The sequence below is a fragment of the Neptunitalea chrysea genome (assembly GCF_027924145.1).
In the GTDB taxonomy this organism is placed as follows: domain Bacteria; phylum Bacteroidota; class Bacteroidia; order Flavobacteriales; family Flavobacteriaceae; genus Neptunitalea; species Neptunitalea chrysea.
Genome location: NZ_BRVP01000005.1, coordinates 17,514 through 42,106, shown reverse-complemented (window position 1 = coordinate 42,106; position 24,593 = coordinate 17,514). Strand labels below are relative to the sequence as shown.

Annotated in this window: 23 protein-coding genes and 1 other RNA gene; 9 read left to right on the top strand and 15 right to left on the bottom strand. The window is 32.0% G+C overall.

From position 1 onward, the window contains the following. Positions 1-20: 20 nt before the first annotated feature. Entirely contained in the window at positions 21-1,145 is a 1,125-nt protein-coding gene (locus NBRC110019_RS04570; RefSeq protein ID WP_281752847.1) for an endo-1,4-beta-xylanase, read from the bottom strand. Between the two features lie 713 nt (positions 1,146-1,858). Between NBRC110019_RS04570 and NBRC110019_RS04565 the strand changes: the two genes are divergently transcribed. Together NBRC110019_RS04565 and NBRC110019_RS04560 are read left to right on the top strand one after the other, a co-directional pair. Beyond that, entirely contained in the window at positions 1,859-5,968 is a 4,110-nt protein-coding gene (locus tag NBRC110019_RS04565; RefSeq protein ID WP_281752845.1) for a hybrid sensor histidine kinase/response regulator transcription factor, read from the top strand. Positions 5,969-6,214: 246 nt separating this feature from the next. After that, the gene (locus tag NBRC110019_RS04560) at positions 6,215-7,711 is read left to right on the top strand and encodes a carboxypeptidase-like regulatory domain-containing protein (protein ID WP_281752843.1); all 1,497 of its coding nucleotides are present in this window, start codon (positions 6,215-6,217) and stop codon (positions 7,709-7,711) included. Positions 7,712-7,714: 3 nt separating this feature from the next. Here NBRC110019_RS04560 and NBRC110019_RS04555 read toward each other — a convergent pair whose 3' ends face one another. The 5 genes from NBRC110019_RS04555 to NBRC110019_RS04535 are packed head-to-tail and all read right to left on the bottom strand — an operon-like array spanning position 7,715 to position 11,093. Continuing rightward, a complete protein-coding gene (locus tag NBRC110019_RS04555; protein WP_281752842.1) occupies positions 7,715-7,936 on the bottom strand; it encodes a hypothetical protein in 222 nt (73 codons plus the stop codon). Continuing rightward, entirely contained in the window at positions 7,929-8,177 is a 249-nt protein-coding gene (locus NBRC110019_RS04550) for a class I SAM-dependent methyltransferase (protein ID WP_281752840.1), read from the bottom strand. The genes NBRC110019_RS04555 and NBRC110019_RS04550 overlap by 8 nt, the downstream gene beginning before the upstream one ends. An 18-nt stretch (positions 8,178-8,195) precedes the next feature. Next, entirely contained in the window at positions 8,196-8,888 is a 693-nt protein-coding gene (locus NBRC110019_RS04545; protein ID WP_281752838.1) for an HAD family hydrolase, read from the bottom strand. Beyond that, complete coding sequence (gene kdsB / locus NBRC110019_RS04540; RefSeq protein WP_281752836.1) at positions 8,881-9,615, bottom strand: 3-deoxy-manno-octulosonate cytidylyltransferase; 735 nt, start codon at positions 9,613-9,615, stop codon at positions 8,881-8,883. Before kdsB ends, NBRC110019_RS04545 begins: the two co-directional genes overlap by 8 nt. Before the next feature lie 53 nt (positions 9,616-9,668). Then, positions 9,669-11,093 carry an ATP-dependent DNA helicase gene (locus NBRC110019_RS04535; RefSeq protein WP_281752834.1) on the bottom strand — a complete coding sequence of 475 codons (1,425 nt, stop codon included), beginning with the start codon at positions 11,091-11,093 and terminating at the stop codon, positions 9,669-9,671. A gap of 169 nt (positions 11,094-11,262) precedes the next feature. Here NBRC110019_RS04535 and NBRC110019_RS04530 point away from each other — a divergent pair, with 169 nt between their 5' ends. The 3 genes from NBRC110019_RS04530 to NBRC110019_RS04520 are packed head-to-tail and all read left to right on the top strand — an operon-like array spanning position 11,263 to position 13,302. Continuing rightward, a complete protein-coding gene (locus NBRC110019_RS04530) occupies positions 11,263-11,916 on the top strand; it encodes a hypothetical protein (RefSeq protein ID WP_281752831.1) in 654 nt (217 codons plus the stop codon). Continuing rightward, positions 11,891-12,730 (top strand): DUF3822 family protein, encoded by an 840-nt coding sequence (locus tag NBRC110019_RS04525; protein ID WP_281752829.1) that lies wholly within the window; start codon positions 11,891-11,893, stop codon positions 12,728-12,730. Before NBRC110019_RS04530 ends, NBRC110019_RS04525 begins: the two co-directional genes overlap by 26 nt. After that, on the top strand, positions 12,730-13,302 hold the full coding sequence (locus NBRC110019_RS04520; RefSeq protein WP_281752827.1) for an RsmD family RNA methyltransferase: 573 nt from the start codon (positions 12,730-12,732) through the stop codon (positions 13,300-13,302). Before NBRC110019_RS04525 ends, NBRC110019_RS04520 begins: the two co-directional genes overlap by 1 nt. Here NBRC110019_RS04520 and rnpB read toward each other — a convergent pair. Beyond that, positions 13,298-13,590, bottom strand: an RNA gene (rnpB, locus tag NBRC110019_RS04515) — RNase P RNA component class A. The two genes, NBRC110019_RS04520 and rnpB, sit on opposite strands and share 5 nt — an antisense overlap. A gap of 151 nt (positions 13,591-13,741) precedes the next feature. Here rnpB and dnaX point away from each other — a divergent pair. From dnaX to NBRC110019_RS04500, 3 genes are all read left to right on the top strand, one after another. Continuing rightward, entirely contained in the window at positions 13,742-15,463 is a 1,722-nt protein-coding gene (gene dnaX, locus NBRC110019_RS04510; RefSeq protein ID WP_281752825.1) for a DNA polymerase III subunit gamma/tau, read from the top strand. 12 nt (positions 15,464-15,475) lie between these two features. Next, on the top strand, positions 15,476-16,009 hold the full coding sequence (locus NBRC110019_RS04505) for a DUF1697 domain-containing protein (RefSeq protein ID WP_281752823.1): 534 nt from the start codon (positions 15,476-15,478) through the stop codon (positions 16,007-16,009). Positions 16,010-16,157: 148 nt separating this feature from the next. Next, the gene (locus NBRC110019_RS04500) at positions 16,158-16,739 is read left to right on the top strand and encodes a MiaE family protein (RefSeq protein ID WP_281752821.1); all 582 of its coding nucleotides are present in this window, start codon (positions 16,158-16,160) and stop codon (positions 16,737-16,739) included. A gap of 19 nt (positions 16,740-16,758) precedes the next feature. Here the strand turns inward: NBRC110019_RS04500 and NBRC110019_RS04495 are convergent, their stop codons facing one another. The 8 genes from NBRC110019_RS04495 to pyrR all read right to left on the bottom strand — a co-directional run bounded on the left by NBRC110019_RS04495 (position 16,759) and on the right by pyrR (position 23,837). Further along, positions 16,759-17,676, bottom strand: a complete 918-nt coding sequence (locus NBRC110019_RS04495; protein WP_281753044.1) for a Ppx/GppA phosphatase family protein — start codon at positions 17,674-17,676, stop codon at positions 16,759-16,761. A gap of 13 nt (positions 17,677-17,689) precedes the next feature. Then, positions 17,690-19,801, bottom strand: coding sequence for a polyphosphate kinase 1 (ppk1, locus tag NBRC110019_RS04490; protein ID WP_281752819.1), 2,112 nt, complete (start codon positions 19,799-19,801; stop codon positions 17,690-17,692). Next, on the bottom strand, positions 19,802-20,290 hold the full coding sequence (locus tag NBRC110019_RS04485) for a SixA phosphatase family protein (protein WP_281752818.1): 489 nt from the start codon (positions 20,288-20,290) through the stop codon (positions 19,802-19,804). Between the two features lie 9 nt (positions 20,291-20,299). Next, positions 20,300-20,947 carry a pyridoxamine 5'-phosphate oxidase gene (gene pdxH, locus NBRC110019_RS04480; protein ID WP_281752816.1) on the bottom strand — a complete coding sequence of 216 codons (648 nt, stop codon included), beginning with the start codon at positions 20,945-20,947 and terminating at the stop codon, positions 20,300-20,302. 149 nt (positions 20,948-21,096) lie between these two features. Further along, entirely contained in the window at positions 21,097-22,002 is a 906-nt protein-coding gene (locus NBRC110019_RS04475; RefSeq protein ID WP_281752814.1) for a ribonuclease Z, read from the bottom strand. After that, entirely contained in the window at positions 22,002-22,340 is a 339-nt protein-coding gene (locus NBRC110019_RS04470; RefSeq protein ID WP_281752812.1) for a ribonuclease Z, read from the bottom strand. Before NBRC110019_RS04470 ends, NBRC110019_RS04475 begins: the two co-directional genes overlap by 1 nt. 3 nt (positions 22,341-22,343) lie before the next feature. After that, positions 22,344-23,270 carry an aspartate carbamoyltransferase catalytic subunit gene (locus tag NBRC110019_RS04465; protein ID WP_281752810.1) on the bottom strand — a complete coding sequence of 309 codons (927 nt, stop codon included), beginning with the start codon at positions 23,268-23,270 and terminating at the stop codon, positions 22,344-22,346. Positions 23,271-23,297: 27 nt separating this feature from the next. Further along, entirely contained in the window at positions 23,298-23,837 is a 540-nt protein-coding gene (gene pyrR / locus NBRC110019_RS04460; RefSeq protein ID WP_281752808.1) for a bifunctional pyr operon transcriptional regulator/uracil phosphoribosyltransferase PyrR, read from the bottom strand. 87 nt (positions 23,838-23,924) lie between these two features. On the opposite strand from pyrR, the gene NBRC110019_RS04455 reads away from it, so the two are divergent. Continuing rightward, complete coding sequence (locus NBRC110019_RS04455) at positions 23,925-24,584, top strand: spermidine synthase (protein ID WP_281752806.1); 660 nt, start codon at positions 23,925-23,927, stop codon at positions 24,582-24,584. The last annotated feature ends 9 nt before the right edge of the window (positions 24,585-24,593 follow it).

The window sequence follows — 24,593 nt, the reverse complement described above, 5'->3', positions numbered from 1 at the left end:
TTATATTATATATTTAACACCTATTTATTAGCTACATACGTGGTTAATTGCTTTAAAATTTCTTTAGGTTTATGATTCCTTCCTATCAATAAAGGATAATCTGTACGACCTGTAATAGGCCAATCATTCTTCCATGAATATTCATCACTTACTCCCCATACCGTTACTCTTGTGATGGCTTTATCATACTTTAAAAAGAGCTTAAAAAAATCAAAGCACCTATCATTGAACTTTTGCTGAATAGTATCTGGCAATTTTTCTTTATATGGATTCAATTGCTCTTTATAACTTACAGTGGTATTTATATCTGCCCCTAAGTGCTCATTCGGAAACGGTAGCACCGAAATATCAAATTCTGTAATCATTACTTTAACTCCGAGATCTGCGTAAGCAACAATACTATTTTCAAATGCTTCTATACTAGGAGATGTAAGATTTACATGCCCTTGCATACCAATACCATCTACTCTTATTCCCTGTCGTTGCAATGCTCTTATCATTCTAATAACACCCGCTCTTTTTTCTGGCAATGTCATAGAATAATCATTATAATATAGCTCTGCTTTTGGATCGGCTTCTCGTGCAAATTTAAAAGCAAGGTTAATATATTCAGGTCCAATAATTTTGTAAAACTTAGTTTCCCTATATGAACCATCATCTTCAATCGCTTCATTAACAACATCCCAGCCTTTTATAAAGTCTTTATACCTATGTACTAATGTTGTTATATGATCCTTCATACGATGTATCAATTCATCACGTTTTACCTCATTTCCATTACTATCTTTAAAAAACCAATCAGGAGTTTGAGAATGCCATATAAGGGTATGACCTGTCATCCACATATCATGTTGTAAGCCATATTCAATAAATCGATCTGCTAATGTAAAATTATACACTTCCTTTTGCGGGTGTATTAAAGCACTCTTCATACAATTTTCAGGAACAATGGCATTGAATTGATTAGCAGCTTCTCTTAAAATTTTATTATCTTCTCTTATCAATTGTTCATTACTCAAAGCTGTTCCAATATAAAATCTATTATTTAGTACTCCTTTAAAACTGTCTAAAGAGTTCTTTTCTATAGGTTTGGTACAACTGATTATACCTACAAAACATATCCACAAAAAATTTCTAATTTTCATCTTTTCTGAATTCGATATTCATAATTTGGCCTACTTAAAGTAGAAATACCTTACTGGTACGTATTAACACCTCTATAGCAAATGTATTCTTAAAGCCAGTGATAGTGCCTAAATTTTGTTACAAAGATTTATTCTTAGGTTACATCTATTTTTTATTGTCATCTTATAGAAGAAAAGACATTTTATAGAACAACTTCTATAAAAAAAAGCAAGAGGAGATTGATATCTCCTCTAAGCTAACCAAAATTAATATCCCTAGCTATCTCAACTCGGGTTATCCTCTATATCTTTATTAAATGATTCCTTATGAACGCCGTAATTAATTGTTTACTAATTACTATGCGAAGTTAGTAACTCCAATATAAATCTATAGTTCCCCTCGTTACAATTTATGTTCTCTAGGTTACAATCTGTACTTTTATATACTAATTTTTAAAATTTTTAATCGCTTATAAAAAAGAATTACAAAAGCATTTGAGCACTCACACATTGTGGTTAAATTATATTTTAAACAAATAATACATTTAAAAAAATACAATTACACAATAATATATAGGTAAATATTGAAAATATTAAAATCATTACATATCTTGTAGTCTATTAAACTATATGCATTCATATAACTACCATGTAATTCAATACATGATTACGTATAAAGCTATACGAAAACGAAATAGTTTACCGAAGTAATCAACAAGCAATTAATATTTCTAATGAGATCAACCACATTATTCGTTATACTCTTCTTATGCTGCTTTACAAGAGCACTAGGACAAAAAGGTAGACTATTTTCAACAGATACCGAATTATCCAGTAGCTTGATCAACCAAGTTTTTCAAGATTCTAATGGAACTATTTGGATTACTACAGAAGACGGGCTAAATAAATTTGATGGGGCTAAAATGAAGGTGTTCAAACATCAAAAAGGGGACGCCACGACGGTTTTAGATAATTATTCCCGAGCTATTTTTGAGGATTTGAAAGGGAATTTATTTTTTGGTTTCATTAATGGTTTGCAACAATACGATCATAAAAATCAATCTTTCTCACAAGTTTCTTTGTATAACAACTCTAGAAAAGAAGTATTTCCCCATATATTTTCAATGATTCAACGTAAGAATGGTGATATTCTCATTGCTACTTCAGGAGAAGGAATATTTAAACTACACACCAAAGAAGGTACAATTTACGGCCAACAGTTAACCGGCCTAACCCCTACTCGATTTATTTATAAATTATTTGAAGACCATGATGAAAATCTATGGATTATTACCCAAAACAAAGGATTGTATAAATATGATGTAGATAAAAAAAGCACCCATTATTTTCAATACGATGAGCCTGATGGTAATATAACAAGTATTGTTGAAGACCATCATCATACCCTTTATGTTGGTAAACTCAATGGTGGCCTCTATGCATATGACGCTTCAAATAATATTTTTAAAAAAATAAAAGATCCATATAACGATAATCTTCCAATAAAAACTCTTTACCTAACTGAAAAAAAACAGTTGTTAATAGGTTCAGATGGCTGCGGGATTAAATCATTCAATACCGATACACAACAGATTATAGCGTCCAATTTTGGAATTTCACAATTTAATTTATCCAAAGCTAAAGTACATTCCATCATCATTGACAACACAGGAAACCTATGGTTAGGTATCTTTCAAAAAGGGTTACTTCAAGTACCTCCCACCGCAAACAAATTCCATTACATCGGAAATAAATCATTTGAAAAAAATCTTATTGGTTCAAACTATATAACCGCACTCTACAAAGACAAGCAACATACCTTATGGGTTGGTACTGATGGTGATGGTATTTATGGAATTCGTGAAGATGGCCATACAATTCATTATCGTAGTGGTATCAATACAACTATTTTATGTGTTTATGAAGATAGTCATTATAATCTATGGGTTGGAACATATCTAAATGGTCTTGCTTTAGTAGATAAAATCCATGGAACTTTTAACTATATGGATAATCTAAGTGGCTCCCAAAGTCAAAAAGTAGAACACATTTATGATATAACCGAAGACACACAAAACAATCTATGGATTGCTACAATGGGCTCCGGAATATATTCTATGAATATAGATTCTGGAAAAATCTCAAATTATGGTTTTATAGAAGAATCTGAAACCCCAGTAGATGCAAAAGAAAATAGATTGTTCAATAATTGGGTAAACTGTTTGCACCTTGGAACCAACAATACTTTATATATAGGAACGTACGCTGGACTATGTGCCTTAAACCTCTCTAACGGTAGCTTTATCGATACATTAGGCGCCAATCATATCCTTGACACCAAAGTTATTAACACCATTTATGAGGATACGCTAGGAAATCTATGGATTGGCACCACTGATGGTATATTTTACAAAGAAGTAAATAACCAAAAACTAATTCACTACACTGATAGTGATGGTCTTCCTTCCAATTTTATTTGCGCCATAAAGGAAGACAATGATCACCATCTATGGATTAGTACCCATTATGGAATTTCAAAATTTGATATGACCAAAAAACAATTTACAAATTACTTTTACAATGATGGTCTACAAGGAAATGAATTTACCAAAGGTGCTGCCTGTAATGATTATGAGTCTAACCTTTACTTTGGAGGTATCAATGGCATTACCTATTTTGATCCTGAACATATTACTGATGAAGGAAAAATTCCTGATTTAAAAATTACGGCTCTATATCTTAATAATAAAGAAGTTGTGAAAGGAACTAAATCTGGAAAAAACAATATACTAAATGACCAAATATCTAAGGTAAAGAATATTAACTTAGCCTACAACGACAACACTTTTGCTATAGAGTTTGCGACATCAAACTATATCGAATCTGAAAGACTTACCTACTTTTACTCCATGAACAATGAAAAGTGGAATCAACTTCCGCAAGGTGTCAATTTGGCTACATTCAATGATTTACCCCCAGGAACCTATAATATCAAAATAAAAGCTAAAGAGTACAAGACCTTTTCTCCTGAAAAAAGTATCTCTATAATAATCCGCAACCCTTGGTATTTAACTCCCTTAGCTATTGCAATCTATATATGTATTGTGTTATCAATAGCCTCTGCAATCATTATCTTATATCGTCAAAAATTTAAAACACGAGAAAAAATCAGAGAGCAAAACTATATTAACCAAATTCATGAAGCCAAATTACAGTTTTTTACAAATATAGCTCATGAAATAAAGACCCCTATTTCATTATTAGCCAATCCTCTAAGAAAATTAATTGTAACCGATACAGATGTAAAAAGACAATATTCCTATAAAATAATGAAGCGAAACTGTGATCGGATTATGTTGTTAATTGATCAATTAATGGATATGCGAAAAATAGATGCAGGTCAAATTCAAATGAAATTTCAAAAAACAGAAATCATCACTCTTATAGAAGAGATGGCATCTTTATTTGAAGATCAGCGAGAAGATAAAAATATAGAATTTGAATTTGAACATGAGCTACCCTTTTTGTTTGTAGATGTAGATCCTAGATATTTTGATAAAATTATACAGAATATACTTTCGAATGCGTATAAGTTCACTCCTAATAATGGTAAAATAAAAATTGAACTTAGTCTTTGTGAATTAGCACATAAAGAAGATACTCTTCAGATTAAAATTATAGACAATGGAAAAGGAATAGAAGAAAAAGATACAACCCACATATTTGATAGATTTTACCAATCTCCCGGGAATATCACAAAAGGTACGGGAATCGGTTTACATTTGACAAAATCCATTGTAAAATCGCATCATGGAACCATCAAAGCCGAAAATAATCTAGACAAAAAAGGCAGTTGTTTCATTATTGAAATTCCAGTAAAAAATTCACTTTTATCTAATAGCGATAAATTTGAAGAGTCTATAAACACCACAAACTCGTTAGATGAATATCAGCCCATACCAATCATAACCGATCTATCCATTAAAAATGAAAAAAACAAAAATAAAAGCAAATATAAAATCCTTATTGTAGATGACGATGCCGAGATGAGAGCGTATCTTACCAAGGAATTCTCTGAACACTATCATGTATCACAAAGTAAGAATGGAAAAGAGGCTTTATCTATGATATTAAAAACTCCATATGATTTAGTCATCAGTGATGTAAAAATGCCAGAGCTAGACGGTATTAGCTTGTGCAAAAAAATAAAACAACACATCAATATTAATCACATTCCGGTCATTCTTCTTACAGCTAAATCTAGAGAAAAAGATAATTTAGAAGGCTTAAATATTGGTGCCGATGCCTACCTTCCAAAACCATTTAATCTTCAAATTTTAACAAAAACTGTTCAAAATTTAATTCACAATCGTGAACTACTTAAAAACACCTATAGAGGCAACCAAATCCCGGAAGAACAATTAGATAAAATTTCCATAAAATCTTCGGATGAAAAATTAATACAAAAAATTATTACTGTAATTAATGAAAATTTGAACAATCCTGAATTGAATGTTGAAATGTTGGCTTCTGAAATTGGCTTAAGCAGGGTTCACTTATATAGAAAATTGAAAGAGCTAACTAATCAGTCAGCTCGAGATTTAATCAAAAATATACGATTAAAACAAGCAGGGATCTTACTATCTGACAAAAAATTAACCATCTCTGAAGTTACTTATGCAACTGGATTTTCAAACATTTCAAAATTCTCTTCCTCTTTTAAAAACTTTTATGGCATTTCTCCTAAAGCCTATCGAGAAACAAAATTGAATCTAAAAGAAGAAGAAAGTTTGAACAGCTTTGATCTAGACTTGCAACAAGAAACTGTACGACTAGTTGAATGACTAAACTGCTAGTTTAAGGTTATACATATCAAATTCTATGATAGTTTTATTCCTTATATAGGCAATGATTTTTTCTATTAGTGTGCTAACCTTTTTCTCTAATTTGGGTAAATCTGATATAAAGGTTATGAATAGAACAAATTATTTCAGTAATTTTATCTTTAGAAATTATAGCGAATTATTCCGTTTTATATCGAACTCGCTTTATTTTAGTGACTACTAAACTAAGTAATTTACATTTGTTATATGAAGCACAAAAAAAGGCTTACTACTCTATTCTTAATTTTTATTTCATTAATTAGTTTAAATGCCCAACAAATTTCCGGTCATATTCAAGATATTCATGAGGCTCCCATTCCCTATGCTACTATACAAATAGGAGATCGTAATGGTGTACTGTCAAATGGCGAAGGTGATTTTTCAATTCTAATCCCTACACATTTAAAAGATTCCATTATGAAAATATCATTTATGGGGTATGAAACATTTGAAGTGGCTGTCTCCGAAATTGAAAATAATCATACATATACACTCATTGAGCAAGTAACAGAACTTGGGGAAGTTTTGGTATCTAATAAACAATTAACTCCTTTAGAAATTGTTAATAAGATGATTGAAATGGCTCCTTCTAATTATGTTACGGAAAATATAAACCAAACATTTTTTATTAGAAATACTAATAAAAGTAAGCTTGAAGACTTAGAGCTTGAATTAAATAAATTAACTGATTTAGATAGAAAGGAAAGAAAAAAACTCAATGAAGAAATTGAAGATTTTACAAAGAGCTATAAGAATTCGAATTTTGAATTTTTTGATGAATACTATGGAAAGTTTTTTACTTATAAAGACTCCTCTAAAATTCAAATAAAAAAGGCTGTATTATTAAAAAATAATGATAAGGATATTAATTCTGAAAAGCTAACTACAAAGGTAGTCGATTTATTAACCAAATACTTAGACACTACTGCTACATATAAAGTTAAATCGGGAATGTTTAAGATGGAAGATTCTATTACTACTAAAGAATTTTTAGTTACTGAAAATGAAAAAGATAGCACCAGTAGCACCAATTTCTTAAGAAATCAATTAAGCTATAAATATAAATCATTAAATATGTTTTACGAAAACGAAGATGTTGATTTTTTCGATAAACAGAATAGATATGAATATACCTTAGAAGGCTATACAACTATAAATAATGAGATGGCTTATATTATCAGATTTGTACCAAGAAAAGGAAGTGCCTTATATTATGGTAAAATGTATATAAACGTAATGGATTATGCCTTAGTACGATTAGATTGCCAAATGTTGGAAAGTGAAAACCTCCATAACTTAAATCTAAAATTCTTAGTAGGTGTTCACGTAAAACAAGACCGTATTGGAATTTCTTGGGTTTTTGAGAAAAACAGTAAAGGGAAGTATAACCTTAAGTTTGCCAAAAAAGAAGAAGGTGTTTATGCCTATATAAGTAGACCCATAAAATTTAAGAAAAACAAAACCAATCGTTCAGATGACAAAAGCGTTTTTAAGATAAACTTTACTTTTGAAACAAACTCTTTTAGTATAACAGAATTTTATGCTTTAGAAAATGCTATTATTGATGAAGCTGAATTTTCTAAAATCGAAAATCAGGATTCGTATAAGTGTATTGAGTTAAAAAAATATGATCCTAATGTATGGGAAGGGTATAATATAATTGCACCAATAGAGTCTATTAAAAATTATGGACTAAACGATTAAATCTTACTTATGTGCTACTATACGTAGTCGTTTATAATCTGCATACCAATTTTCATCTTTAAATAATACGGGGTACAACTTTTGTTGTACCTCTGTACATATATCACCTACCAAATCAGTTGGTATTCCCTTAAAAAAACTAGTTGCAAACATATATAACCAATCTTCAATTCCTTTTTCAGTATCTGCTAATAAGGTAGGTCTATCATATGTAGGCTTACCCAAAATCAGACATTACTAAATTCGACAAATTTTTATTCATTTCCTCAGAAGCGTCGATTCCAATCACCTGACACCCCTTTTCTCTAATTTGAGCAGTTAATTGTCCTGTTCCACAACCAACATCAAGAATATTTTCGCCCGATTGAGGATTTAATACATCTATTAACCCTGTTCCATATTTATATACAAACGCATGTTTATCTACATATAAAGAAGTATCCCAATTTTGTTCTTTTGATTTCATTTTTGATAGAGAAAAAGGCTAAACGTAATTTAATAACTCTTTTAAAGAAGATAAGGTAACAATGTTAGTTTCTCCAACCACCTTTTCAGACACCTTCTCATGTGCCCAAGTAATATGAAAAGGAACATGCACGGCATTACTCCCCATTTTCAACAAGGGTAACACATCCGATTTTAAAGAATTACCCACCATCAGAAACTCTTCTGGTTGAATATCTAAGTGTTTTAAAACCTCTCCATAATCTTTTTCAGATTTCTCGGTCATTACCTCTATATGGTGAAAATAACCACTTAGATTCGATTTTTCAAGTTTTCTTTTTTGGTCTAAAAGATCTCCTTTCGTTAATACTATAAGTGTAAACTTACCATAAAGGGCCTCTAAAACTTCAGTAACCCCATCAAGCAATTCAACAGGTTTAGAAAGCATTTGCTTCCCTAAATTTAAAATTTCTTCAATAATCTCTGCAGATATGGTTCCGTTAGATAATTCTATAGCCGATTCTACCATAGATAAAACAAAGCCTTTAACACCATATCCATAGATTTCCAGGTTTTCTATTTCTTTTTTAAAAAGCTCCTGATCTATTTTATTGGGTGTTTCATATCCCGAAAGCAATTTTCCAAAAACTGCTTCCGTATCTCTAAAATAGGTTTCATTTACCCAAAGGGTATCGTCAGCATCAAATCCAATTACTTTAATTTTATCAAACATCAGATAACATTTTCTTTGCTTTTTCTAAATCTTCAGGAGTATCTATTTCAATACCGGTCACGTCTGTCTCTACCATCTTTATTTTCTTACCATACTCCAAATATCTTATGGCCTCAATTTTTTCGGTAGCTTCTAGCATTTTCATTTCCATTTTAGGAAAAGCCAATAACGCTTCTTTTCTAAATGCATAAATACCTTTATGCTTATAATAGGTAGCCTCAATTTCTTTACCTCTAGGGTAAGGTATAGGAGATCTAGAAAAGTACAACGCAAAACTTCGGTTATCTACAATAACCTTTACATTATTAGGATTCTCTACATCTTCCCAATCAGATAACGGAGTCATTAACGATGCTAAATCAATCTCTCTATCATGATCGTCTTTAAAAACTTCAATAACCTTGCTAAGACTTTTAGCCTCGGTAAATGGCTCATCACCTTGAACATTAATAACAATATCTACATCCATATTAGCTACTGCTTCCGCAATTCTATCACTTCCACATTCATGTTCCTTTATGCTCATAATAGCTTTCCCACCATTACCTTCTATTTCGTTAAAAATAATATCGCTATCAGTAACTACATATACCGCATCAAACAAGCCTGTATTTACAGCTGCCTCATACGTTCTTAAAATAACTGTTTTACCCCCAAGTTCTTGCATTAATTTTGCCGGAAACCTAGAAGCTGCATACCTCGCAGGTATCATTGCTATAACTTTCATAAATATTATATCTATTATATGCTAAGGTAATACTAATTAAAATTCTTACCTTTTTAATTTATAAAGAAATCATCTTTAAAGCCTATCAAGTAGAGTTTTTCTTTAGCCCTGGTAATAGCCGTATACAACCATCTTAAATAGTCAATACTAATACCATCTGGTAAATAAGGTTGCTCTATAAAAACAGTATTCCATTGTCCTCCTTGTGACTTATGACAAGTTACGGCGTATGAAAATTTTACTTGAAGGGCATTAAAAAAAGGATTGTTCTTCACCTTTAAAAACTTCTTATAGTTAGAAGTTTCCTCTTCATAATCTTTCATCACCTCCTGATATAATCGATTACTTTCTTCATATGATAGCGAAGGTGACTCCGCCTTTATAGTATCAAGCAAAAGCACAGTTTCAAAAGGTTTCATACTAGGATAATCAACCATTTGTACTTTTACTTCTGCAAATCGAAAACCGTACAACTCTTTAATAGAAAATATTTCTAAAACTTCTAAAATATCGCCATTAGCTATAAATCCGGCCTCTGTAGTAGCTTTAATCCAGAAATAATTATTTTTAACTACCATTACAAAATCACCTGGAGTCAACTCATTTTCATTAAATAAAATTTTACTCCTTATTTGCTGATTATATAGATTAGCCCTTTTATTGGAACGTACAATAAGCACCGTTTCTTCTCTCCCTACAGTGGAATAAGCTTGATCTATTGCCTCCTGAATTTCAAAACCATCTACTAAACGAATTATATCAGTAAAGCCGTTAATCTGAAATTGAAAATTCTCTGTGAAATAAGTCGCAATTTGCTCCCTAATATTGGTAGCATTATAAAGAATACCCGAATCTTCTGCCTGACGCATTACTTCATCCATTTCCAAAGATGTAACTTCTTTATTATAATGATTACTTAATGTATGTTCTTCAAGAGCAGGACTCACACTTAAATTTACAGGAGGTAACTGAGCTGTATCTCCTATTAAAAGTAGCTTACATTGGTGTCCAGAATATACATATTGCACCAAATCATCTAATAAAGATCCGTTTTCAAACAACTTTGAATCGGTATTGATATCGGGTATCATAGAAGCTTCATCTACAATAAAAACCGTATTTCTATGCTTATTGGGCTGTAATGTAAAAGAGACCCCGCCATTTTTCTGCTTCTTAGGAAAATAAATTTTCTTATGAATTGTGTATGCAGTTGTGTTAGAATAACTGGTAATAACTTTAGCTGCTCTACCGGTTGGTGCTAGTAATACCGCTTTTAATTTGGCATGCCACAGATTAATCACTGTAGTGGCTATGATGGTAGTTTTACCTGTTCCGGCAAACCCTTTCAGTAAGAAAACACGATTGTTATCCTTTGATAATAAGAACTCTGCTAACTTTTGCAACACTATGTCTTGCATTGAAGTAGGTTCAAAGGGGAATTTCGTTTTTAGAAGTTTGTAAAATGCTAAAGAATCCATTCAAATTGATTGAAGGTCAAATTTAAAAAAGAAAAATGGTTACTCATCATTTTTGGCATTATTCTTGTAAATAAATAGTCAAAATGATTTTATTGTTAAATCCTTTTTGGAATTAAAAAAAATTGTAGCTTTGCGTAAACCAGTATAAAATAATTTCACAATTAATAAAATGAAAATAGTAGCACAAGTTGTCCTTTGGATATTAAGCGGTTTTTTCTGTTACATGATTTATAAATCTGTTTCAGGTCCTTTAGAATTTAAAAAACTTAAAGAAAAACGTTATGCTAAAGTTGTTAGAACTCTGAAAGATATCAGAAATAGCGAAGAAGCTTATAAAACTGTAAATGGTAAGTATACCGGAAGTTTTGATACGTTAGTTACATTTATTGAAACAGGTGAATTTACACTTACTTCTCAAAGAGATACTTCTTGGACGGAATATGATAAAGCGTACGCTATTGATGTTCTTAAAGAAGGAAAAATTATTGATACTATTGGAACTGTTTCTGTAAAAGACTCATTATTTAAAAAATCGGACAGATATAAGAAAATGATGTTTGTTCCTTATACAGATAATAAAAAATTTGATTTAGAAGCTGCTACAATTATAAAGAATAATTATAGTGCTCCTGTATTTTTGGTTAAAGCTAATAAAGAAGATATTCTTGCAGATCAGCCTGCTGACTTAGTTGAACAGGAGAAAAATTCTGAAAATATTACAGAAGATATTACAGGACCAGAAATTTTGGTAGGTTCTCTTGATGAAGTTAGTACAAATGGTAACTGGCCAACAATTTATGACGCAAAAACTAACAAGAAATAATATCTTACATAAAACGTATAAAGAACTGTCCATTCAGATTAGTCTGAGTGGACTTTCTTTTTGTATTTATAATACCATTGGCAATACCGTAGAAGAACTTCAGTCGGTTACATTTGCCACTCGTAACAATTCTCCTGAATCACTCTTAGAAGAAGTAAAAAAGATTATAAATAGTACCGAAATTCTAAAACAAAATTTTGATACTCTTAAAGTTATTTATCTAAATAATTTATCGGCTTTTGTACCTGACGCAGTTTTTAATGAAGAGTTACTTGCAGAATATTTAAAATATAATATTAAAATTCTTCCTAACGACTTTATTACGTACGATAAGATTGAAGGGAAAGAACTCGTTAATGTATACATCCCTTTTGTTAATATTAATAACTTTTTTCTAGACTGGTTTGGCGAATTTGAATATGAGCATATAGCTACTGTATTAGTAAACAAGTTACTTAATATCTCTAAAGCTAGTGAAGGCTCTAAAGTGTTTATTCACTTAACAAATACAAATGAATTTCAGCTTATCGTTATCAACCAGAAGAAACTAATTTTATATAATAGTTTTAATTACAATACTCCTGAAGACTTTATTTATTATGTATTATTTGTATTTGAACAATTAGAATTAGATACCGAGAATATACCCGCTATTCTTATAGCAAATACAAAAGACGATCATCCATTATATAAAATACTCTACACTTATATTAGATTTGTAGACATATACTCTGAACAAGCATTATTTAATAAATATATAAACCTTACTAAAGAAGAGGTTTTAGAAAATTTTGCTCTAATAAACATGCAATAGTGAGAATCATTTCTGGTAAACATAAAGGAAAACGTTTAATGGCACCGGCTAAATTACCGGTAAGACCTACAACAGATTTTGCTAAAGAATCACTTTTCAACATCTTAAATAATTACTATTATTTTAATGAAGTATCATTATTAGATCTCTTTACGGGGACAGGAAATATTAGTTATGAATTTGCTAGTAGAGGTTGTACAGAAATCACAGCGGTAGATCAAAATCAGGGATGTGTTCAGTTTGTTTCTAAAACCAGTGAAGAACTCGATTTTAATATCAACACTATTAAAAGTGATGTTTTTAAATTCTTGGGGAAAACATTAATTTCAGCCGATATTGTCTTTGCTGATCCTCCTTATGATTTCTCAGACGAACAATTTGCTACCATAACAAAATTAGTCTTTGAAAGAAATTTAGTTTCTGAGGAAGGTTTCTTAATCATTGAACATTCTAAACATACCGACCTATCGCAATTGCCTAACTTCAGCTTTTTAAAAAGATACGGAGGAAGTGTTTTTAGCTTCTTTGAAATTCCTGAAAGTGAAGACGACGATACCGAAGAAGAAAATTAAAAGCAGGCCATAAGCCGGATTCTGTCTAAGCCTTACCATTTATCTAGACATACAGTTACCCGTACATTCTAACCGCCTACCCTCCAACATTGAACGAGCAGCTCTCAAACGTTGGTTTACATGGCGTTGCACCGTATAGAGTTTACCTGATTTCACTACAGCATTACCTGTACATTCTTTCTGTTGCACTGGTCCTCGCCTTACAACGGACGGCTGTTAGCCGCTATACTTACTCTATGGTGTCCGGACTTTCCTCTCGAAAAACCGAGCGATAAGGTAGCCTGCTTCTAGCCACAAAAGTAGCTTTTTTAGTTGATATGTAATAATATTTACTTGCTATCTACCAATTAACATGCGTAACAATGTTAATAAGTCCTTATAAATACAAAAACAGTAGTAACAATAATTCAAAGGTCATTTTTTATATTTGCCCTTACGTATGGAGCATTTTATAGTATCTGCAAGAAAATATCGTCCGCAAACCTTTAGAGATGTAGTTGGTCAAAAAGCAATTACCAATACATTACTTAATGCCATTGAGAATAATCATCTGGCACAAGCTTTATTATTTTGCGGTCCTAGAGGTGTTGGTAAAACTACCTGTGCCCGTATTCTTGCTAAAATGATTAATGCTGATGGAAGCGAACAAGAAGATGAAGATTTTGCATTCAATATTTTTGAGCTTGATGCTGCTTCTAACAACTCGGTAGACGACATACGTAATCTTATAGATCAGGTTCGTATACCGCCTCAAGTAGGTAAATATAAAGTGTATATTATAGATGAGGTTCACATGTTGTCTTCTGCTGCATTTAATGCCTTTTTAAAAACACTTGAAGAGCCCCCTAAACATGCTATTTTTATATTAGCTACTACAGAAAAGCATAAAATAATTCCTACGATTCTTTCTCGTTGTCAGATATTTGATTTTAAACGAATTACGGTAACAGACGCAAAGGAATATTTAAAATATATAGCCGAAGAACAGGGTATAGAAGCTGAAGATGATGCACTACATATTATTGCTCAAAAGGCTGATGGTGCCATGCGTGATGCCCTTTCTATATTTGACAGAGTAGTTTCTTTTTCTGGTAAAAAGCTTACACGAAAAGCAGTAACAGAAAACCTAAATGTATTAGATTTTGAAACGTACTTTGCCGCTACTGAGGCTATTTTAGAGAATAAGATTCCTGACTTACTAATTCAATTTAATGAAATATTAAGTAGAGGTTTTGATGCACATCATTTTATCTCAGGGCTAGCGAGTCATTTTAGAGATTTAATGGTTTGTAAAAATGAGGCAACGTTAAGCTTACTAGAAGTTGGTGATGAAGCCAAACAAAAATATGCTGAACAAAGCAGGAAAACATCCATGCCATTTCTGTTACAAGCACTGCAGCTAGCCAATGAATGCGACCTCAACTACAAGACAAGTAAAAATCAACGATTATTAATTGAACTTTGTCTTATGCAACTTGCCTCTATCACTTATGATGGAGAAAAAAAAAAAGGTAGCAACTTTATAATTCCTTCTTCCTTTTTTATAAGTACACACCCTGTTGAAGTTAAAGAGGCTACTCCACATACAACAACATCTAACAACACTGATACTTCAGCTAAAGTAGCACAACCTAAGTCACTGGATACTAAAGATGATGCTAAAAAAGAAATCCCTAAAATTGATTTAAAAAATCTACCCAAAAGAGTTTCAGGGCTCTCTTTAAACAGTATCAGAACAAAAAAAGAATTTGAAGCCAATAAAAGAGAGGAAGTAATAGATGAATCCAACCTTCCGAAAGAAAAGTTTACCGAAAAACAAATGCAGGAATACTGGCAAAAGTATGTTGCTAAACTTGAAAAAGAAGGTAAAAAAATAATGGCTTCTAACCTTACGGTAGATACACCTACTTTAAAGAATGAAACTACTATTTGGATTGAGTCTCCAAACGAAGGTATTAAGCACGATATTATTCATCAACAGAATGCTTTACTGGCATACCTTAAAAAGAAGCTTAGAAATTATCACCTATCGTTACACGTTACTGTAAACGAAGAAACTTCTAAGAAGTTTATCTTTACACCACAAGAAAAATATGAGAAATTAAGGGAAGTAAACCCTTATATAGATTTACTTAGAAAAGAATTCGATTTGGATATTTAAAACTAAAAAGCTATGCCTACATACATTTGTCTATTACGAAGTATAAACGTTTCTGGTACAAACATTATTAAAATGGCTGACTTAAAACTTTTTTGGACATCACTTGGTTTTAAGAATGTTGCCACCTATATACAAAGTGGTAATATTATTTTTGAAAGTGACACTACTCCTAATGCTTCTGAATTAGAACAAAAGATTGAAGAAAAATTTAGTACTAAAAATGTTTCTGTTATTATAAAAACACCCTATGAAATGGAAACTATACTAACTAACAATCCGTACACCAATCTTTCTGACTTTGACTTAAAAAAAATGTATGTATGTTACCTTCAAAATATTCCGGCATCTAAAGAAATCGAAACTTTTTTAGATATGAATTTTGGAACCGATAAATTCACGGTTACTAATGATGTTGTCTACATTTATTATAGGGAATCTGCCGGTAAATCTAAACTTACTAATAAGGTGATAGAAAAAGCATTACAAACCGCTAGCACTGCAAGAAACTGGAATACCACAAACAAAATTGTTCAACTCTCAAAATAAATTAATTTTTTAAACGCAACCTTTTTAAGTTTTATGCGTCTAATAGGTACAAGTAAAAAATTGCAATTGCCATATTTAAAAAAGGCATTTCGGGTTAGGGCGAAATGTCTTTTTTATTTTATTTACTTTTGTGCAAAACAACGTAATTATGCTGGGCTTAAAACTTCCTACCGACCCAAGATGGGTAAATATTGTTGAGAAAAACATTCATGAAATTTTAACCGATCACGCTTTTTGTGAACAAAAAGCTACTAGTACCGCCATATCTTTTATTGTACTTTTTCCTGAATATACAGACTTAGTACAAGAAATGACCGCTCTTGTAAAAGAAGAGATTAGTCATTTTAAAATGGTACACGATAGAATTATTGCTCGTGGCTGGACATTGGGTAGAGACCGTAAAGATGAATATGTAAACCGATTAATGACCTTTTTCCCTAAAGGAGGTTCCAGAGTTAATTTCATGGTAAACAAACTTCTATATGCCGCTCTAATAGAAGCCAGAAGCTGTGAGCGTTTCAGATTACTATCTGAAGAAATAAACGACCCTGAATTAGCAGAATTCTACAAAAATTTAATGGCAAGTGAAGCAAATCACTACACCATGTTCTTAGGCTTTGCCAGAAAATATGGAAAACGTGAAGAAGTAGATCAAAAATGGCAAGACCTACTTACCTTTGAAGCAGAAATAATGCTTGATTTAGGTAAAAAAGAAACCATGCACGGATAAACTATACAAGGGTAGATACTTATTCAGTATCTACCACTTTATTCCCTTCTATGGTGCTATAATATAAACTTTTTACAATACCATCAGACAATCCTATCTTAGGAACATAAATCTTAATAGCCTTACTCCATTTCATAGCACTTATATAAATACGTGCTGCCGGAATAATAACATCTGCCCTATCTTGGTTTAACCCTAAAATAGAGATGCGTTCTTCATAAGAAAACGACATTAAAAACTGGTAGTAACTACTTAAGTACTTATATGTTAATGGTGTACCTTCCTTTTTACCAGATATTTTGAAAATTTTATTAATATTTCCTCCAGAACCTATTAAAGATATTTTTGAAAAGTCTTTGGTATTCTCTCTAATCCATTGTTCTACCTCAACCCAGGTTTCATGTTTTACCATTTCATTTAAAATACGAACAGTCCCAATTTTAAAAGATTTAGAAGCAATAGTTTCTCCATTAGAATACACAGTAAACTCGGTACTCCCCCCACCTACGTCTACATATAAATACGCTTTATCTCCTTCAATAAGTGCTTGTAAATCTGTATTTGCAATAATAGCCGCTTCATCAGAACCGTCTATAATGTTTATTTGAACGCCCGACTTTTTCTTTATCAGTTTGGTAAGTTCTTCTCCGTTTTTAGCCTCGCGCATTGCCGATGTAGCACATGCCTTATAAGCTTCTACCTTATGAACCCCCATTAGCAATTTAAATGCTTTCATAGATTCTGCTAAACGCTCAGCGTTCTCATCAGATACCTTCCCGTTCAAAAATACATCTGTTCCTAAACGAATTGGTACCCTAACCAAACTGCTTTTAGAGAATACAGGAGATGCCCCATCTACTTCTAAAACATTTGAAATTAACAACCTAACTGCATTGGAACCTATATCAATTGCGGCAAACTTTCTAACTTTCATAATAGCATTCTTTAAATTATTTCAGAACCTTACTCTTCTTAAGATAATACTCATAAGTAGCAAACTGTGAGCGTACTTTAGCCTTATCATTGGTTCTATATTTATTATTTTGTTGTTCATTAATACGTCTGGCTTTTACATTATCATTCCAGCATATCTCAAACGTATCCATAAGTTCTTTTTTAATATCTTCATCATAAACAGGACAAGATACCTCTACTCTGTTTTCAATATTTCGAGTCATCCAATCGGCAGATGATATATAATATACCGGATCGCCCCCATTACCAAAAATGTATAACCTAGGGTGCTCTAAAAATTTATCCACTATACTAATTACCTGAATGTTCTCGCTCAAACCTTCAATTCCAGGTACTAAGCAACAAACACCCCTAACAATCATTTGTATTTTCACACCTGCCTTACTCGCTTCATACAGCCTATCAACCATTTTATAGCTAGTTAAGCTATTCATCTTTAACTTTATAAAAGCAGGCTTCCCTGCTTCTGCATTCTTAATCTCATTCTTAATCAATCGAGAGAAAGAACTCTTAGTATAATGCGGAGAAACAATTAAATGTTTGTACTTATGAATACGGTAATTAGTTTCAAAAAACTCAAATACCTTATTCACTTCTTTTAATATTGGCTGATGCGATGTAAATATGGTATAATCGGTATATATCTTAGCGGTAGACTCATTAAAGTTACCAGTACTAATAAATCCGTAATACTTTACATTACCTTCCTCTAATCGCTCTATAACACAAATTTTACTATGTACTTTCAATCCAGGAACACCAAATTTTAAATCTACCCCTTCAGATTGTAAAAGCTCTGCATATTTAATATTAGCCTCCTCATCAAATCGTGCTTGTAATTCTATCTGAACAGTAACTTTTTTACCGTTTTTAACCGCATTAATTAATGAGCTAGCCACCTGAGACAATTTCGCCAAACGATAAATAGTAATCTTTATGGTTTTTACCTGTGGGTCTAAAGCTGCTTCTCTTAAAAAACGTATGATATAAGAAAAAGTATGATACGGAGTATATTGCAAGTAATCTTTCTTTGCAATAACTGGTAACAATCTGCCCTCCATATCTAGGCCTTTAATAGGCAAAGGTGGATAGCTATTGTATTGTAAATCGGTTCTACCAAGACTTGGGAAGCCCATATAATCTTTTCTGAAATGATATTTTCCTCCAGGAATAACACTATCCATATCGTCTATTCCCATTTTCTTCATCAGATAATTAAGAGTTTCTTTTTCTATCTTCTCATCATACACAAAACGTACTGGTTCACTACTACTTCTTCCCTTAACACTACTATGTATTTTTTCAATAAAACTCTTAGAAAGGTCATTATCTATATCAAGTTCAGCATCACGAGTAATCTTAATCATATGCGCAGAAATCTCATCATACTCAAAAATACCAAAAATAGAATTTAAAGAATAGCGAATTAAATCATCTAGCATGATAATATAATTAACATCCCCTATTTTTGGTAGCACAATAAACCTATCAATAGTTCTAGGTACTTCAATAAGAGCATATCTGCTTTCATTTATAACCGCTACAGATTTCATAAAACGTTTGATACCAGAAGCCTGAGCTTCCTTTTTAGAAATCATTCGAACCGCTAAATAAGCCACACTATCTTTTAAAACGGGAAACTCATTAAGCTCATTCAAAATGATAGTCACTAAAGCCGGTGCTACTTTCGTAAGGTAATAATCTTTAATAAAAGCCTTATGAGCTTCTAAAACTCCAGTCTCATCAATAATATAAATATGCTCTTCTCGTAACTGCTTTTCAATTTCACTAAGAATATCTAAACTTTCTGACTGTTGTTTAATTACTATTTCGGTAATATCTTCTAAAAGATCTTTTGCTGCTCTACCTCCAAGTACATTCTCTCCTGTTTCAGATGAATGAGCTATACGTTTTACCGTAGCATAACGTACTTTAAAAAATTCATCTAAATTATTAGAAAATATACCAATAAACCTCAACCTATCCAACAAAGGTACTGTTGGATCGGCCGCTTCTTGTAGTACTCGTGCATTAAACTGAAGCCAGCTTAGCTCCCTATTAACGTATTGTTTTTTTACAGTATCCATTTAGTTTTTTAGTTGCTTTGGAAATAATGTTTTAACTGTTGTTCCTGTCTGTTTTATATGCCAATCATTTGTATTAAAAGAAATCCAAACAACGCCAGTTGTTGGCACATTGGATATACTTACACTACCTAACGAGTTTACCAATGCCGTAAAAGCATGATTGTGCCCAAATAGTATTACTGTATCCAAATCCTCTTCTAAATTTATAATAAAGTTAAGAACTCTTTTACCATCAAAATCATATAATAACTCCGAAATTTCAACATTATCTATATCATAACCAATTTTTTCAGAGATTATCTTACATGTGTCGTATGCTCTCTTAGCCGGACTCGAAAAAATAGCATCAGGATTTAAATTCCATGTTATCAATTCTTCCCCTATTAATTTTCCGTCTTCAACACCACGTTTTTTTAATGGCCTTAAATCGTCGGCAAAATCATAATCCCAAGAAGATTTCCCATGTCTTATAAATACAAGATTTTTCATGGTATAGTTTTAAGGAGCTAAACGCTCTAATTTCCACTCGTAATCGGGTTGTAATGTATAGCGCAGTCTGTCATGTAATCTGTTAGGTCTACCCTGCCAAAACTCCATCGACTGCGGACGTACTAAATAACCACCCCAATGTGGTGGTCTCGGTACATCTTTCCCTTTAAATTGTTCTTCTAAAACATTCAATTCATTCTCTAACACCGACCTATTAGCTATCACAGCACTTTGATGAGACACCAATGCCCCTAGTTGACTCCCGTGCGGACGCGATTCAAAGTACCCATCCGACATATTACCAGGTACTTTTTCAGCTGTTCCTTTTATAATAATTTGACGTTCGCTACCCGGCCAAAAAAAAGATAAACACACATGCGGATTATGTGCTATAGCATGTCCCTTTTCACTATCATAATTTGTATAAAAAATAAACCCCTCATGGGTATACTTTTTAAGTAATACCACTCGTGTTTTCGGAAAACCATCTGCTCCTATGGTTGCCACGCTCATCGCATTTGCTTCATCTACCGTATTTTGGTTATCCACTTCATAAAACCAAGTCTGAAACAATTGCATAGGATTATCAGGAACCTCATTTTCCAATAGTTCACTTTTCTGATATACTTTTCTATACTCGCCTAAATCTTTTTGCATATTCTAAATTTGATAAGCAATTTACGAGTTCTAGTTATCTTTTAAAAGAAGTTATACGTGTGTTTACCTAATTTTTATGAAGATTTTACAAACACCATTCTTGAATGAAATAATTCAGGTACTAAAAGAAGCTATTTCTTACGAGACAATTAAAATTCTAAAACTTTTCCATCTTCGGCAAGATGAACATTTTCAAAAACTGTTTGCGCCTCTTTTTTAAAGTCGTGAATATTATCGTACCGTGTAGAATAATGTCCTAATATTAAATTAGCCACATTTGCCTCCTTAGCAATTGACCCTGCCTCATACGCCGTTGTATGTTTGGTATGCGCACATAAATGTTTGTGCTTATCTAAAAAGGTAGATTCGTGATATAAGGTGGTTACCTTTTCTATTATAGGTACAATATCTGGTTTATAAATAGTATCACTACAAAAGGCATAGCTTTTAGAAGGAGGAGCATCAAAAGTTAAGACTTCATTGGAAACAACCGTTCCGTCATCAAGGGTAACATCTTTACCATTCTTAATATTCTGATAATAGCATTTATCTATCTCATAATTAAGAACTGCATTAATATTTAACTTACGTTCCTTTGGTTTTTCCTTAAACAAATAGCCATTGGTATACACTCTATGTTTTAGAGGAATAGTACTTACAGTTACTTTTTCATCATCTAAAATTATCTCAGATTCTGCACCGGTAAGCTCATGAAATATAAGCGGGTAACTGGTATATGAATTCCCTAATTTTAAATACAAAAGTACGGCCTCTTTAATTCCTTTAGGACCATAAATATGTAATTCGGTTTCGCGTCCTAGCATTTGAAATGTTGACACCAAACCCGGAAGTCCAAAAAAGTGATCTCCATGTAAATGTGATATAAACACATGTTTTATACGAGAAAACTTAATTTTATGTTTTCTAAGCTGTACTTGTGTACCCTCACCACAATCAATAAGAAATATCCTATTATTAATTTCCAACACCTGAGATGTTGGATTATTTAACGTTCGTGGAGTAGCACTATAACAACCTAAAATGGTAACCTTCATTATTCTTCAAAATCTAAATCACGCTCAATCTCTTCCATTTCAACAATGTCATGAGCTTCTTGTAAAGTAGGTACAATCTCTAATTCTTCTGGTATCTCGTCATATTTAATACCTGTAGCTACTATTACAAACGACTTGTTTTTACCCCTATGCTCATTAGATAATGGTAAAAACTCTAATATATCACTAGTTCCTATTTTATTAATTGAAAACAAATTAATAATAATATGATCATTTTTGATTTCGTTGTAAGACTCCTTTAGTTTCGCTAAAAAGTCTGTTACGGTCATTTTCTCATTAGTAACAATACTTGTATTGTTGCTTTTTGTTACAATCATAACTTACTTAATTTTAGATGCTAATAAATAAATTACCGCCATCCTAACAGCAACTCCATTTTCAACCTGATCAAGGATAATTGCCTGTTCAGAATCGGCTACGTCACTTGTAATTTCAACACCACGATTAATAGGTCCTGGGTGCATAATTACAATTTCTTTGTCTAGTCTGTCTAACATTGGTTTAGTTAAACCATATTGTTGCACATATTCTCTGGTAGATGGAAAATAACTAATATCTAATCGCTCATTCTGAATACGAAGCATATTAGCCACATCACACCACTCTATAGCTTTCTGTAAATTAGTTTCAACCTCAACTCCTAACGAAGTTATATATTTTGGGATAAGTGTTTTTGGGCCACACACTTTTACGTTGGCTCCTTGCAACTTAAGTGCAAAAATATTTGATAGTGCTACCCTAGAATGTAAAATATCACCCACAATTACCACATTTTTTCCTGCTACATCTCCTAAACGCTCTCTAATAGAATACGAATCTAACAAAGCCTGTGTAGGATGTTCATGAGCCCCATCGCCTGCATTTACAATACTTGCTTTTACATTTTTAGATAAAAACACGCCTGCTCCTGGGTTTGGGTGCCTCATAACTACCATATCTACTTTCATAGATAAGATGTTATTAACGGTATCTATAAGTGTTTCTCCTTTTTTTACAGAAGACTGTGCCGCCGAAAAATTAACCACATCAGCAGACAACCTTTTCTCTGCTAACTCAAAGGATAGTCTGGTTCGGGTACTATTCTCAAAAAATAAGTTGGCAATAGTAATATCTCTTAACGAAGGCACCTTTTTAATAGGACGATTAATTATTTCCTTAAAGTGATCTGCTGTCTCAAAAATCAATTGAATATCTGCTTCGTTAATATACTTTATCCCTAATAAGTGTGGTACACTTAACTCACTCATTTTCTATAAATTTACTGGTATAATTAATTATCTATTTACAAGGTACACTGTATCTTCCCCATTTTGTTCTTCCCAGTGTACAATAACTTTTTCTTTATTAATTGCATCTACCTGACGACCTCTATACGTAGGTTGTATAGGTAAATGTCTGCTAAAACGTCTGTCTATTAACGTTAATAACTCAATTGCTTTTGGTCTTCCAAATGACTGAATAGCAGTTAATGCCGATCGAATACTTCTACCCGTATAGAGTACATCATCTATAAAAACCACATTTTTATCATCTACTAAAAAGTTAATCTTAGTAGAATTTGCTTCTAAAGGTTTATCACTCCTTCTAAAGTCATCTCTAAAAAAAGTAATATCTAAATTCCCTACTTTTATGTTATCTATTCCATAAAACTCCGACAACATTTTTGCCAATCTGTCTGCTAAAAAAACACCTCTCGGTTGAATTCCCACAAGTACAGTATCACTAAAATCTAAATGATTTTCAATAAGTTGACAAGCCAAACGATGAAGGATTACATTTATCTCTTTTGAAGAAAGAAGAACTTTTTGACTCATAATTATATTTCCAAAAGTATTTGGTTTGTAAAATTAAGAATTTTTTATTTATAAATTTACTTGCTCACTCAAAATACAAAATAAGTTTTGAAAAAAAACCTGTTTATTAGAATACTTAGTTTTATATTTCCGGTTACCACGAACAAATATCAATCTAATTTTAGTGGAACCATTGAAATTACCCTATTCAATGGAAAAAAAATGGTGGATACTGAAAATGCAAATTACTCTTACGGATCACTTCAAAAAATATTGAAATTCGGGTTACATAAAATTCCGCTAGATAAGATTGAATCAATTCTTATATTAGGATTAGGAGCAGGAAGTGTGATTGAAACCTTACAAAAACTCAACTATAACAATACGATTACTGCTGTAGAGATAGATCCTTTAATGATTACAATAGCCAAAGAAGAATTTGGAATTGCAAACAGCGATACCACTACCATAATAAAAGCAGATGCCTTTGAGTTTTTAAAACAGCATCAACACTCGTTCGATTTAATTATCATCGATTTATTTATTGACACTGAAGTACCCAACTTAGTCTACGAATCTGAATTTCTAGTCAATCTTAAAAATTCAATTAATACAAACGGATGGTTTATTTTTAACGCGGCACTTACTGATAATAACGAAAAACAAACCCAAACGCTGGAAACTTTTTTTAATGCTTCTTTCAACCTACAAACCTTTAAAAAGGTACGAAATACAAATACCTTATTAATAGGACAAAAAAATGGCTAGTTTATATGG

Coding starts and splice junctions, on each gene's coding strand:
- NBRC110019_RS04465 (WP_281752810.1), bottom strand. CDS start 23,270: ATGAGTGAGTTAAGTGTACCACACTTATTAGGGATAAAGTATATTAAC.
- NBRC110019_RS04505 (WP_281752823.1), top strand. CDS start 15,476: ATGCCTACATACATTTGTCTATTACGAAGTATAAACGTTTCTGGTACA.
- NBRC110019_RS04545 (WP_281752838.1), bottom strand. CDS start 8,888: ATGTTTGATAAAATTAAAGTAATTGGATTTGATGCTGACGATACCCTT.
- NBRC110019_RS04525 (WP_281752829.1), top strand. CDS start 11,891: ATGACGCAAAAACTAACAAGAAATAATATCTTACATAAAACGTATAAA.
- NBRC110019_RS04550 (WP_281752840.1), bottom strand. CDS start 8,177: ATGAAATCAAAAGAACAAAATTGGGATACTTCTTTATATGTAGATAAA.
- NBRC110019_RS04565 (WP_281752845.1), top strand. CDS start 1,859: ATGAGATCAACCACATTATTCGTTATACTCTTCTTATGCTGCTTTACA.
- NBRC110019_RS04470 (WP_281752812.1), bottom strand. CDS start 22,340: ATGATTGTAACAAAAAGCAACAATACAAGTATTGTTACTAATGAGAAA.
- NBRC110019_RS04500 (WP_281752821.1), top strand. CDS start 16,158: ATGCTGGGCTTAAAACTTCCTACCGACCCAAGATGGGTAAATATTGTT.
- dnaX (WP_281752825.1), top strand. CDS start 13,742: ATGGAGCATTTTATAGTATCTGCAAGAAAATATCGTCCGCAAACCTTT.
- NBRC110019_RS04485 (WP_281752818.1), bottom strand. CDS start 20,290: ATGAAAAATCTTGTATTTATAAGACATGGGAAATCTTCTTGGGATTAT.
- ppk1 (WP_281752819.1), bottom strand. CDS start 19,801: ATGGATACTGTAAAAAAACAATACGTTAATAGGGAGCTAAGCTGGCTT.
- NBRC110019_RS04570 (WP_281752847.1), bottom strand. CDS start 1,145: ATGAAAATTAGAAATTTTTTGTGGATATGTTTTGTAGGTATAATCAGT.
- pdxH (WP_281752816.1), bottom strand. CDS start 20,947: ATGCAAAAAGATTTAGGCGAGTATAGAAAAGTATATCAGAAAAGTGAA.
- NBRC110019_RS04535 (WP_281752834.1), bottom strand. CDS start 11,093: ATGGATTCTTTAGCATTTTACAAACTTCTAAAAACGAAATTCCCCTTT.
- pyrR (WP_281752808.1), bottom strand. CDS start 23,837: ATGAGTCAAAAAGTTCTTCTTTCTTCAAAAGAGATAAATGTAATCCTT.
- NBRC110019_RS04475 (WP_281752814.1), bottom strand. CDS start 22,002: ATGAAGGTTACCATTTTAGGTTGTTATAGTGCTACTCCACGAACGTTA.
- kdsB (WP_281752836.1), bottom strand. CDS start 9,615: ATGAAAGTTATAGCAATGATACCTGCGAGGTATGCAGCTTCTAGGTTT.
- NBRC110019_RS04560 (WP_281752843.1), top strand. CDS start 6,215: ATGAAGCACAAAAAAAGGCTTACTACTCTATTCTTAATTTTTATTTCA.
- NBRC110019_RS04530 (WP_281752831.1), top strand. CDS start 11,263: ATGAAAATAGTAGCACAAGTTGTCCTTTGGATATTAAGCGGTTTTTTC.